The organism is Streptosporangium heterodermiicola (genome assembly GCF_051390675.1).
GTDB lineage: Bacteria > Actinomycetota > Actinomycetes > Streptosporangiales > Streptosporangiaceae > Streptosporangium.
Window position 1 is genome coordinate 42,366 of sequence record NZ_JBPJSR010000015.1, and the last position, 11,541, is coordinate 53,906.

Sequence of the window (11,541 nt, forward strand, 5' to 3'; positions counted from 1 at the left end):
TCCCTGAGCTCAGAGCTTCTCCATCGCCTTGCGGATGCGCTTGTCGGAGATCGAGTACGGGGTGCCGAGGGTCTGGGCGAAATAGCTGACCCTGAGCTCCTCGATCATCCAGCGGATCTGGCGGACGTCGTCGTCGGAGCGGCGGGCCGGGGGGAGCTTCTCGACCAGCTCGTGATAGTCGTCCTCGATGTCGTGCACCTGGTTCATCCGCTCCCCGTCGCGGAACGCGTCCTCGTGGACCTTCTCCAGCCTCCGCTGGGCCCCCTTGAGATAGCGGAGCAGGTCGGGCAGGCGCTTGTGGCCGGTCTCGGTGACGAACCCCGGGTAGACGAGGTTGGCCACCTGGTCGCGGATGTCCTCGATCGCGGGGGTGGAGCGCGACTCCGGCAGCAGGGTCGAGACGGTGTGCCAGACCTTGAGGATGCTCTCGACCCTGGCGACCACCTCGGCGGTGGTGTCGAACAGCCCGGCCCGGACCTTGTCGTGCAGGGCGGCGAAGGCCGATTCGTCCCAGACCGGACCGCCGTGCTCGATCATGAGATGGTCGGCGGCGCAGGCGATGCAGTCGTCGAACAGCGCGGTGGCACCGGCGTGCGGGCTGCGGCTCAGGGCGAGCTTGGACTGGTTGCCGAGGCGGCCGAGCACCCACTTGGCCGGTGACGGGGTGTTGAGCAGCAGCAGCCTGCGGGTGCCCTCCCACATCGCCCGGCGCTGCTCGGCCTCGGTCTCGAACATCCGTACGGCCACGGTGGCGCCCTCGTCGGCGAGCGCCGGGTAGGCCTTCATCCTGCGCTGCTCGAACGTCTTGGGCAGCGCGCCCACGGTCCATCCCGTCAGGCCGGACTTCTCCAGGCCGTCGGCGGCCTTGGACAGGGTCTGGCGGAGCTTGGGGGCGAGCCTTCGTTTCAGCCCGGCCAGGTCCTTGCTCTCGGCCAGCTTCTGCTTGCGGCCGTCGATCACCCGGAAGGTGATCTTGAGGTGGTCGGGGACCAGGTCGGGCTGCCAGGCCTCGCGCGGCACCTGGACGCCGGTCAGGTTCAGCAGCTCGCGTTCGAGGACCGCGAGCAGCGGCTCCTGGGTGGGCTCGGCCCGCTCCAGCGCCTTCTTCGCGTAGTTGGGGGCGGGGACGAAATTGCGCCGGATCTGCTTGGGCAGGCTCCGGATGAGCGCGGTGAGCAGCTCCTCGCGCAGCCCGGGGATCTGCCAGTCGAAGCCCTCGACGTTGACCTGGTTGAGCAGCGCGAGCGGGATGTGCGCGGTGACGCCGTCGGCGTCGGTGCCGGGCTCGAACTGGTACGTCAGGGGGAAGCGCAGGCCGCCCTGGCGCCACACGTCGGGGTAGTCGCGCCGGCTGACGTCGCCCGCCGTCTCGCTGATCAGCATCGACTTCTCGAAGCTGAGCAGGTCGGGCTGGTCGGCCCTGACCTTCTTCCACCAGGAGTCGAAGTGGCGCCCGGAGACGACGTCGGCGGGGACGCGCTGGTCGTAGAAGTCGAACAGCGTCTCGTCGTCGACGAGGATGTCGCGGCGCCGGGCCCGCTCCTCCAGCTCCTCGACCTCTTCGAGCAGCTTGCGGTTCTCCCTGAAGAAGGCGTGGTGGGTCTCCCAGTCGCCCTCGACCAGGGCGTGCCGGATGAACAGCTCCCGGCTCAGCTCGGGGTCGATGCGACCGTAGTTGACCTTGCGCTGGACCACGATCGGGACGCCGTACAGGGTGACCTTCTCGTAGGCCATCACCGAGCCCTGTTTCTTCTCCCAGTGCGGCTCGGAGTAGGTGCGCTTGATCAGGTGCTGGGCGAGCGGCTCGACCCACTCGGGTTCGATCTTGGCGTTGACCCGGGCCCAGAGCCGGGAGGTCTCCACCAGCTCGGCGGACATCACCCAGAGCGGCTGCTTCTTGGCGAGCGCGGAGCCAGGGAAGATCGCGAACCGGGCGTTGCGGGCGCCGACATACTCCGTGAACGGCCTGCGCGGCTCGTTCGGGGGGCGACGGCCGCCTCCGGCGTCGGCGGTCTTCTTGTCGATGTCCTTGACGCCGACGTGGGACAGCAGGCCGGACAGCAGGGAGACGTGGATCCTCTGCTCGTCACCGGGGGTGCCGTTGAGGGTGACGCCCAGGGTCTTCGACATCTGGCGGAGCTGGCCGTAGACGTCCTGCCACTCGCGGACGCGCAGGTAGTTGAGGAACTCGGCCTTGCACAGCCGCCGGAACGCGCTGGACGACAACTCCCTCTGCTGCTCCTGCAGGTATTCCCACAGGTTCAGGTACGAGACGAAGTCGGACTCCTTGTCCGCGAAGCGGCGGTGCTTCTCGTCGGCGGCCTGCTGCTTGTCGGCCGGTCGCTCGCGCGGGTCCTGGATCGACAGGGCGGAGGCGATGACCATGACCTCGCGGACGCAGCCGTTGTGGTCGGCCTCCAGCACCATGCGGGCCAGGCGCGGGTCGACCGGGAGCCCCGCCAGCTTGCGGCCGAGCGGGGTCATCTGCCTGGCCTGGTCGAAGGCGCCCAGCTCAAGCAGCAGGTCGTAGCCGTCCCTGACCTGGCGCTGGTCGGGCGGCTCGACGAACGGGAAGGCCCCGATGTCGCCCAGGCCGATCGAGGTCATCTGCAGGATGACCGAGGCGAGGTTGGTGCGGAGGATCTCCGGGTCGGTGAACTCCGGCCGGGTGACGAAGTCGTCCTCCTCGTACAGCCGGATGCAGACGCCCTCGGAGACGCGGCCGCAGCGGCCCTTGCGCTGGTTGGCCGAGGCCTGGGAGATCGCCTCGATGGGCAGGCGCTGGACCTTGGTGCGGTGGCTGTAGCGGGAGATCCTGGCGAAGCCGGGGTCGACGACGTACTTGATGCCCGGCACGGTCAGCGAGGTCTCGGCCACGTTGGTGGCGAGCACGACCCGGCGGTTGGAGTGCCGCTGGAAGACCCGGTGCTGCTCGGCGGCGGACAGCCTGGCGTACAGCGGCAGGATCTCGGCGTCCTTGCGTTTCGACAGCGCCTCGGCGGTGTCGCGGATCTCCCGCTCGCCGCTGAGGAAGACCAGGATGTCGCCGGGTCCCTCCGCGCACAGCTCGTCGACGGCGTTGCCGATCGCCTGGATCTGGTCGTCGTCCTCGGCGATCGGCCGGTAGCGCACCTCGACGGGGTAGGTCCGGCCGGAGACCTCCACGATCGGCGCGTCGCCGAAGTGCTTGGAGAAGCGCTCGGGGTCGATGGTCGCCGAGGTGATGATCACCTTCAGGTCGGGGCGGCGCGGGAGCAACTGCTTGAGGTAGCCCAGGATGAAGTCGATGTTGAGGCTGCGCTCGTGCGCCTCGTCGACGATCAGCGTGTCGTACTGGTCGAGTTCGCGGTCGTTCTGCAGCTCGGCCAGCAGGATGCCGTCCGTCATGACCTTGACGAGGGTGCCGTCGCTCACCTGGTCGGTGAAGCGCACCTTGTAGCCCACGGCGTCGCCGAGCGGGGTGTCGAGCTCCTCGGCGACGCGCTCGGCCACCGTACGGGCGGCGATGCGGCGGGGCTGGGTGTGCCCGATCAGGCCCTTGACGCCCCGGCCCAGCTCAAGGCAGATCTTCGGCAGCTGGGTGGTCTTGCCGGAACCGGTCTCCCCGGCGACGATCACGACCTGGTTGTCGCGGATCGCCTCAAGGATGTCGTCCCTGCGCTGGCTGACCGGCAGCGCCTCCGGATAGGTGATCGCGGGGACACCGGCGCGGCGCTGGGCGACCCGCCGCTCGGCCCGCTCGATGTCGGAGGTGATCTCCGCGGCGATCTTCTGCTGCGCGGCGCGGTTTCTGACCCTGCGGGCCCCGTCGAGCCTGCGGCGGAGTCGCCGCTGGTCACGCAGCGTGAGCTCGGGCAGGCGCGCGTGCAGGTCGGAGAGGGGCGATGTCAAAGGAGGCGTTCCCATACTGAACCCAGGATACTTTCGGCCCACGTGTGCAGGCCCACCCGCGGCCGTGAAGGCGCGTGTGAGGCTCCACACCTGAAGGCCCCTGTGTGAAGGCCCAACCGCCCATGCTGCCCGAGCCGCCTCTCCGCCGCATCCCAATATCCGGCCGTACGGCGGCTCGCGCCCGGCCGCCGGGCAAAGGGGGTCGGACAAAGGGGATCGGGCGAGGGGCCGCTGGACGAGAGGACCGGGAAAGAGGACCAGGCTTGAGGGCGGGAAAGGGAAGCGGCCCCGCCTCCCCGGGGCCGGGGTGGCGGGGCCGTCGCGTTCGGGCCCTACCCGGGCCCCGCGGGAGCGGGACCCGGGATCAGCGGGTTACGGGAGCGCCGGGTAGGCGTTCTGGAGCAGCTGGCGGAACTGGGCGGAGAACCACTGGCCGGAGATCGGCGCGTCGGGCAGGGCGCCGCTCATGTTGTTGCCGTTGCGCCCGTTGCCACCGTAGGTCGGGTCGCACATCCGGTCGAAGCCCTTGCCCTCGTTGTTCGGGATCTCCCGGCTGGAGCCGTCGGACTCGCCCGGAGGCTTGATCCAGACGTAGGCGTCCAGACCGGTGGCGGGGCTGGCCTGCGGGCGCTCGCCCAGTCCGGCACCGCTCTGGTTGCACCAGTTGCCGGCGTGGATCCGGCGGTCGACGCGCGACTCGTTGACGAAGGTGTTCAGCACGGTGGAGGTGCTGGGAGCGGCCGGGCGGGCCGAGCCTCCCCAGCCGTTGCGGGAGGTGTCGATCAGCATTCCGATGTTGGACCGGAAGCCCTTCTGGATGAGCGTGTTCCTGAAGGCCTGGGCGAAGGACAGCTCGTCGACGTAGAAGTTCCAGTCGAGCCAGCTGGACTGGCGGACGGTCTGGCCGTTGACGGTGGTGTTGATGGTGAAGTGCGGCTCACGCAGCGCCGAGTAGTTGGCGGTGTTGGTGATGAAGCCGTCCACGCTGTCGAAGCCGGCGGTGGTGCCGGAGACGGTGCTCGCGAACAGGTCGGCGGACGGGCCGAAGTTGGTGTCCCAGCCGAGCCAGCCGTGGTGCGCGGCGTCGATGTAGGTGTAGACGTTCTGGATCGCGTGCAGCTTGTTCAGGGCGTAGCGGACACCGTCGACGTAGGCGCCGCTGTCCTTGGCCTCCTGGCACTTCGCCACGTTGAGGTTGGTGATCAGGTTCGGCAGCGAGTCGATCTCGATGATCGTCGAGATCCGCAGGCCCGCGTACTTCGACTCGGCCATGATCGCGGCGATCGGGTCGATGTACTCGGTCTTGTAGCGGTTGAGGCCGTTCTGGGCGATGAGCAGCTCACCGTTGGAGGCGAGCGCGGAGCAGTCGCGGTTGGGCAGGTTGTAGATGACGAACTGGATCGTCAGCGGCCTGCTGCCGTTGGCCGCGTCCTGCTCCAGGGCCTCGTCCAGGTGGGCGCGCAGGCCCATGGCGGAGGAGGAGCCCGCGATGGCGGCGATGCGGTCCAGCCACACGCCGGTGGAGATGTTGGCGACCGCGCTGCCGCCCGGCTCGGCGGCGGCCTTGGCCGACCAGTCGGGGTTCACGTAGCCGTCGGCTCCGGCGTAGGGGTTGTCGACGTGCCCGACCGGCGGGGCGCCGTCGTCGTCGGCCTCGGTCACGGCGACGGAGGCGCTGGTGTAGCCGGTGGCGGCGGCCGTCACGGTGGCGGTGCCGTTGGCCTGGTCGGAGTCCTGGGCCGCCGAGACCGTCACGTTCTGCGCTGTGTTCCAGTTGGCGGTGGTGAAGGTCAGCGTGGAGGGCGAGATGGTGACGTTGGTGTCACCCGTCTTGGTCAGGCTGACCGTGACGTTGCCGCTCGGCGCCTGGCTGAGCCTGAAACCGGCCGTCCTGGACGCGCCCTCGGGAACGCTGAGGGAGGTCGGGGAGGCGACGATCGACGGCGTCGAGGTGCCGCCGCCGACGGTGAAGGGGACCGCGGCGGTCTGGGTGGAGAGCGCCGGGGAGGCGTTGTCGTACGCCTTGGCGCTGGCGGTGTGGGAGCCGGACGACAGGCCGGTCGCGGAGTAGGAGTACGGGGAGCTGGTGTCGGTGTTGACCAGCGTGCCGTCGACGTAGAACTCCACCTTGCTGACGGAGCCGTCGTCGCTCGCGGTCGCCGCGAGCGGCACCGCGGCACCGGCCTGGTGGGAGGAGCCGGAGGCGGGGCTGGTCAGGCTGACCGTGGGGGGCTGGTTGACCGGGGTCTGCCCGCCACAGGTCACGCCGTTGACCGTGAAGGCGGCCGGCTTGGGGTTGCTCCCGGTCGACGACCCGTTGAAGCCGAGGCTGGTGGAGGCGCCGGTGGCGAGGGAGCCGTTCCAGGAGAGGTTCTTCGCGGTGACCTGGGTGCCCGACTGGGCCCAGGTCGCCGACCAGCCCTGCTGGAGGGTCTGCCCGGCGGTGAAGGCGAAGCCCAGGGTCCAGCTGGTGAGAGGGTCACCGAGGTTCTTGAGGGTGACGCTGGCGGTGAATCCGCCCTGCCAGTCGTTGGTGGTGTAGGCGACGTCGCAGGCGACTGCGGCGTGCGCCGTGGCGGCCTGCCCGGTGGCGAGACCGGCGGCGGCCATGAGCATGGCCGCCATGGTCGCCAGCCGGTTGCGCCAGGCATGGCGGCGCGGATTTACTGTCATTCGTGATCATCTCCAGGAGGATGGTGGGAGCGCTCCCATATTCCGGATGTTTCACGGATGTGTACAGCTTGTTGCACGTCGGAGGCCCCCGAATGGGGCCGACCCAGCCTCTGACCTCACCGAACAGATTTCGAGCGCGATGAAAGTTTCAGACCCCTCCCCGGAGCCCCTCGCGGACGGTGCGCGACGGCCGCCACCGAACCCCCGGAAGACCGGGGAGACTCCACGGCCTCCGCGCGGACACGCTCACGGGGGAATCCGGAAACTTCCAGGAACTACGCGACTCCCCGGCCTCCGCGCGGCACACGCGCCGTCCCCCGGCTCCCCCGCGCCTCGTCCTCGGAGCACGCCACCACTCCCACGCACCGGTGTACGCCCCTCGCCCTCGGCGCGGCCGGCCGTCACCCCCTTCTCGCGTCCGGCGTACGCCGGCCTCCCCGGGCCGCCTGCGCGAAGCGCGCACCCGGGCAGGAGCCGCTATCCGAGGGCCGCCATGGCGGCGCCCACGATGCCCGCCTCGTTCTGGAGACCGGCGGGGACGATCGGGGTGCGCAACTTGATCTGGGGCAGGAACTTGTCGGCCTTCTTGCTGACCCCTCCGCCGATGATGAACAGCGACGGGGAGAACAGCGCCTCGACGTGCTCCAGATACTCCTGCACCTTCTCGGCCCACTCGTCCCAGTCGAGGTCGTGCGCCTCGCGGGCGTGGTCGGAGGCGCGCTTCTCGGCCTCCTTGCCCCTGATCTCCAGGTGGCCGAGCTCGGTGTTGGGCACCAGGCGGCCGTCCATGAGCAGGGCGCTGCCGATGCCGGTACCGAAGGTCAGCAGCATCACCACACCCGTCCTGCCCTTGGCGGCGCCCGCCGCCACCTCGGCGAGACCGGCCGCGTCGGCGTCGTTGAGCACGGTCACCGGCAGCCCCGTCGCCCCGGAGAACAGCTTCCGCGCGTCCGTGCCGATCCAGTCCTTGTCCACGTTGGCGGCCGACCTGGCGACCCCGTCGACCACGATCCCGGGAAAGGTCACCCCCACCGGGCCGTCCCAGGCGAAGTGCTCGACGATCCCCGCCACCACCTCGGCCACCGCCTCGGGCTTGGCGGGGTCCGGCGTGGGGATGCGCAGCCGCTCCCGCGTCAGCCGCCCCTTGGCCACGTCCACCGGCGCACCCTTGATCCCCGACCCGCCGATGTCGATTCCCAGCGCTTCCATGTACTTACCTCCTGTTGACTCCCCCTTCCCCCTGATAGGCGGCTGATACTCGTTTGCAGCGAGCGGTCAACCCGATTGAAAGCGGTTCATCACACACTGTGGACACAGCAGCCGGAAAGGAACTCCTCCCATGACGATCAGCCGCCTCCTCACAGGACTCGCCCTCGCCACCGCCCTCGTCTCCATCGCCCCCGCGACCGCCCAGGCGGCGACCGCCCAGGCGGCGACCGCCCAGGACGGGACCGGGCCGGCCACCACCGGCACGACGGCGTCGCAGGGCGCCGGTCCGTGGGGCACCTACTACGCCCCCGGCAGGAGGGCGAAGACGAAGGGCTCGTTGACGGTCTCCGGTGAGGACCACGCGGTCATCCCCGCCGCCGAGCTCGGCAGGATCTCCGGCAAGGTCTACGACCTGACAAGGGGCCCCTCCTGCGGCTGGGCGGTCTTCCGCCTCACCTACCGGACCGCCGACGGCAAGAACCTGCCGTTCAAGCACCGCAGCGTCGTCGACTGCTCGTACGGCACCCCGAAGTCGTTCACGTTCACCCAGCGCGACCTCTACCAGGTCGAGCTCAAGGTCTGCTCCGAGGCCAGGGCTTCCAAGCCCTCCCTGAACTGCCTGTACGCGGGCAGCTGGAAGGTCCTCTACGTCTCGAAGTGACCTGAGAACGGCGGGCGGGGAGACCCCGCCCGCCCGGCGGGGGCGTCAGCTCGCCGGGGCGACGGCCCGGCGCCTGCGGCGCACCATGAGGCCGAGGGCCGTGACGGGCACGACCACCCCGGCCACCAGCCCCACCAGGGGCAGGTAGTTCTCGTCGGGCTCGACGGAACGGCCCTCGCCCATCGCCGGGAAGGTGAAGGTCGCGGTGACCGCCCGTTTCACCATGCCGCTCGTCAGGGTCAGCCGACCCTTCCAGGGACCGTCGGGCATGCGCCGGTCCATGGTCACGGTCACCGGCGCGACGGAACCCGGCAGCAGCGTGACCCCCAGGTCGGCGGGGAAAGGCCCGGCCTGCAGGCCGCCGGGGCCCTCCATCAGCGACAGCGCCCCGTTCATGTCCAGGGTCCGCTCCCCTGTGTTACGGGTCAGCGCCGTCAGTTGCACGCTGCCGTCCGAGGTGCGTGCGGGCGTCAGCTTCTCGACCCGGAAGTCCGACGGCGGCTCGCCGCCCGGCCCGACGTCGAGGTAGACGCGGATCCCGACCCGGTTGACGACGCGCACGGGGTGGGAGTCGTCGGGTTCGGCGGCGACCTCCGCCCAGACGACGCCGAACCGCTCACCGCGCGAGGCGGTGAACGGCACCTCGATCGTCACCTGGGCGGTCGCCCTGCCACCCGGTGGCAGGGCGACCGCGTCGCGATCGAGCGACATCCAGCTCACCAGCTCGTTCCTGGGACGGCCGGGCAGCGCGTCGAACCTGTTCCGCACGACGTCGGCGGCGGCCGGATACAGGCTGACGCGCTGGAGTCTCCTGGACGTGTTGGAGACCTCCACCTTCCGCCGGATGGTGGTGCCCGGATTGAGATGGTCGACGATGTAGGAGAGCGCGCGGGGATCGCCGCGGTGGCTGACCGGCGCTTCGAGCAGGCGGATGCCGATCGCGCCCCGGGGCTCGGCGGCGACCCGGCTCTCACCGGCCGACGCGCCGGTCACGCCGGTCGCTCCGGAACACAGCGTGGCCAGCAGCGTCAGCGTGAACGGTCCGGCGATCCGGCTACGCCACCTGATGTGTCACCGTCCCGGTGTAGGTGCCGGTCTGAGCCGTGATGGGGACGTTGACGATCAGGGTGGGGTTCCACGTCGCCGTACTGCCCCCCGTGCCTCCCGTGTGGGCGAAGGCGGGGATGGCGGTCGGGGCCGTGCCCGTCAGAGGGACCGCGTTGGCCGCCGTGAGCTGCCCCGGGATGAAGGTGCCGCCACCGCTGGTGGCGGTCGCCGGCCCGGACCAGTACGAGACGGCGCTGAAGGGGATGGTCAGCGCGCCGTTGATGAAGTTCGTCGCGAACACCGTCGCGGTCCAGACCGAGGTGGCCCCGCCTCGGGTGTCGGAGACCGACACGGGACCGATCTGGCCGGTGATCGTGCCACCGGGGGGAGCGGAACCGAGGTTGATCGGGCCGGCCGGCGCGACGATGTCCAGGGTGCCCGCTGTCACGGTGAACGTGACGATGGTGTCGGCGGTGGGGGCGGCTACCGCCGGTGCCGCCAGGACGACCATCAAGGCGCCTACGCCCGCCGAGGTGAGCGCGGCAAATCTCTTACGCAAGATCTCTTCCTTCCGAATGACGAGGCATGTCTTCGGGGGGCGGCAAGCGGCGGATCTTCACACTTGTCGCGTTAACTCTAAGAGATCAATAACTACTCAGCGTGACGAAAACGGCAAACGGGAGACCCCGAGATGTTCCGGCGAGAATCAAAGGGAGGGGAGTGTGATCAATCCCCCGGGGTCACCCGGGGAGCGCGAGGCCGCCCGAGAACGACTCCGCGGGCCACCCGGGGACCACTCGACGCCGCCTCCCGCCACGGAGATCCCACGGGTCTCCGTCCAGGAAGCCAAGGACATTCCAGCTTCTTGTTCGCGACATATGTTCGTAACAGTCGAATGCGAAGCCGGAAGATAGCGACGTCTGTCTGCTAGATCATCCACCGACGGAACCTCGGAGGGCGGTGGGCCGTCTTCGGGAGCGGGGACGGGATGACGCCTCCCGAGCCCGCCCCCCGCCTCCCGGCGGGCTCCTCTCAGCGCTTGACCGGGCCGGTCGAGGCCCTCACCACCAGCTCGGGCTCGAAGAGCAGCTCGTCGGCCGGGACCAGGGCCTTGTCGATCTGTGCCGCGAGCAGGTCGACGACCGCGCGGCCCATCGCGTCGATCGGCTGGCGCAGCGTCGTCAGCGGCGGGTCGGTGCAGTTCATCAGCGCGGAGTCGTCGTAGCCGATCACCGAGACGTCGTCGGGCACGGAGAGCCCCGCCCTGCGGGCCGCCCTGATCGCGCCCAGGGCCATCACGTCGCTGGCGCAGATGACGCCGGTCACGCCCCTGCGGATCAGCCGCGCGGCCGCCGCGTGCCCTCCTTCCAGGGAGAACATGGTGTGCTCCACGAACTCGGGGTCGAGGTCGGCCGCGTCCAGCTTGCGCCGCGAGGGCACGTGGTCGGGGGGGCCGAGCACCATGCCGATCCGCTCGTGGCCCAGCGACCGCAGGTGGCCGAGCGCCATCTCGGCGGCGGCCACGTCGTCGCAGGAGACCTGGGGGAAGGCGAGGTGCGCGACCGCGGCGTTCACCAGCACGGTCGGCAGGCGCCGCTCACGCAGCAGCTCGTAGTGCTCGTGGGGGGCGTCCGCCTGGGCGAACAGCCCTCCGGCGAAGACCACGCCGGACACCTGCTGCTGGAGCAGCAGGTCGACGTACTCCGCCTCGGAGACGCCGCCCAGGGTGCGGGTGCACAACACGGAGGTGAACCCCTGCTGGGCCAGCGCACCCCCGACGACCTCGGCGAAGGCGGGGAAGATGGGGTTCTGCAGCTCGGGGAGGACGAGCCCGACCAGCCGGGCCCTGTCGCCGCGCAGCTGGGTCGGCCGCTCGTAGCCGAGCACGTCGAGCGCCGTGAGGACGGCCTCACGGGTCGCCTCGGACACTCCGGGCTTCCCGTTGAGCACGCGACTGACCGTCGCCTCGCTCATCCCGACCTTCTTGGCCACTTCTGCAAGCCGTCGCGTCATGATGAAACTATAAGGCAAGGGAAGCAATTACTTGCGGCGACTTGCGA

7 protein-coding genes are annotated in these 11,541 nt (G+C 70.0%); 1 reads left to right on the plus strand and 6 read right to left on the minus strand.

All coding sequences use genetic code 11. From position 1 onward, the window contains the following. Nucleotides 1-9: 9 nt before the first annotated feature. The 3 genes from hrpA to ppgK all read right to left on the minus strand — a co-directional run bounded on the left by hrpA (nucleotide 10) and on the right by ppgK (nucleotide 7,773). Nucleotides 10-3,906 carry an ATP-dependent RNA helicase HrpA gene (gene hrpA / locus ACSC1Q_RS28865; protein ID WP_436761835.1) on the minus strand — a complete coding sequence of 1,299 codons (3,897 nt, stop codon included), beginning with the start codon at nucleotides 3,904-3,906 and terminating at the stop codon, nucleotides 10-12. A gap of 357 nt (nucleotides 3,907-4,263) precedes the next feature. After that, complete coding sequence (locus tag ACSC1Q_RS28870) at nucleotides 4,264-6,564, minus strand: glycoside hydrolase family 6 protein (protein WP_436761836.1); 2,301 nt, start codon at nucleotides 6,562-6,564, stop codon at nucleotides 4,264-4,266. A 477-nt stretch (nucleotides 6,565-7,041) separates the two neighbouring features. Further along, the gene (gene ppgK, locus ACSC1Q_RS28875; RefSeq protein WP_436761837.1) at nucleotides 7,042-7,773 is read right to left on the minus strand and encodes a polyphosphate--glucose phosphotransferase; all 732 of its coding nucleotides are present in this window, start codon (nucleotides 7,771-7,773) and stop codon (nucleotides 7,042-7,044) included. Nucleotides 7,774-7,903: 130 nt separating this feature from the next. On the opposite strand from ppgK, the gene ACSC1Q_RS28880 reads away from it, so the two are divergent. Further along, nucleotides 7,904-8,434 (plus strand): hypothetical protein, encoded by a 531-nt coding sequence (locus ACSC1Q_RS28880; protein ID WP_436761838.1) that lies wholly within the window; start codon nucleotides 7,904-7,906, stop codon nucleotides 8,432-8,434. A 45-nt stretch (nucleotides 8,435-8,479) separates the two neighbouring features. Here the strand turns inward: ACSC1Q_RS28880 and ACSC1Q_RS28885 are convergent, their stop codons facing one another. The 3 genes from ACSC1Q_RS28885 to ACSC1Q_RS28895 all read right to left on the minus strand — a co-directional run bounded on the left by ACSC1Q_RS28885 (nucleotide 8,480) and on the right by ACSC1Q_RS28895 (nucleotide 11,494). After that, nucleotides 8,480-9,427 (minus strand): COG1361 family protein, encoded by a 948-nt coding sequence (locus ACSC1Q_RS28885; protein WP_436761839.1) that lies wholly within the window; start codon nucleotides 9,425-9,427, stop codon nucleotides 8,480-8,482. A 61-nt stretch (nucleotides 9,428-9,488) separates the two neighbouring features. Beyond that, entirely contained in the window at nucleotides 9,489-10,040 is a 552-nt protein-coding gene (locus ACSC1Q_RS28890) for a hypothetical protein (protein WP_436761840.1), read from the minus strand. Nucleotides 10,041-10,513: 473 nt separating this feature from the next. Further along, a complete protein-coding gene (locus tag ACSC1Q_RS28895; protein WP_362871686.1) occupies nucleotides 10,514-11,494 on the minus strand; it encodes a LacI family DNA-binding transcriptional regulator in 981 nt (326 codons plus the stop codon). Nucleotides 11,495-11,541 lie beyond the last annotated feature (47 nt).